We start from the raw sequence: 566 nt of genomic DNA, 5'->3' as shown, positions 1-566 counted from the left end.
CGATTAATTTTGTATGGGTTTGGATAAAACCATATTGTTGCTTAATACCAAGTTTTTTAGAATTTGGTATGTTTTGGTTGTCTACTACCTCATGTATTGTATCTAAAGTGTATTTAGGTAAACGATCATCTGGATAGCTAGCATAAGCACCCAAAAATACATCATCTTTAAGTGCAAGAAGAATACCACTCACAATTAAAGGCTTCTCTGCATCGCTTAGATGTGCATAATCCCGTATAAAGTTGTGAAGAGCTTTCGAAAAATCTAATACATCTCTCTCTTTTTGCGCATGAATTTGCGGGTCATATATGAATAAATCGAAGTAATTTTTGTATCCTAGAATCGAGCTAACAGGGTTAGAGCTGGTATCTTCGAGTAGATCAAATTTATTAAACTTTCCCTTTCTAATGATAAGATTTGTAACTTTGAGTTCTGCTCGTGTTTGACCTGATATACCGATTGCAAGAACATTGAATGATCTGCAAAGAAAATTCGCATAATGCAATACCCCATCAACTGCATAATCATTGGCTCTATCATACGTCTTTGATTGGTGCTTTTTGATA

Annotated in this window: 1 protein-coding gene; it reads right to left on the bottom strand. The window is 34.5% G+C overall.

All coding sequences use genetic code 11. The annotated features are described in order from the left end of the window. The coding region (locus MOY_RS17300) for a hypothetical protein (protein ID WP_009101882.1) at positions 1-566 on the bottom strand (566 nt) is incomplete at both ends.

This window comes from Halomonas sp. GFAJ-1 (assembly GCF_000236625.2).
Classification (GTDB): Bacteria; Pseudomonadota; Gammaproteobacteria; order Pseudomonadales; family Halomonadaceae; genus Vreelandella.
The sequence above is the reverse complement of the archived record's forward strand: the minus strand, read 5'-3'. Positions and strand labels throughout refer to the sequence as shown.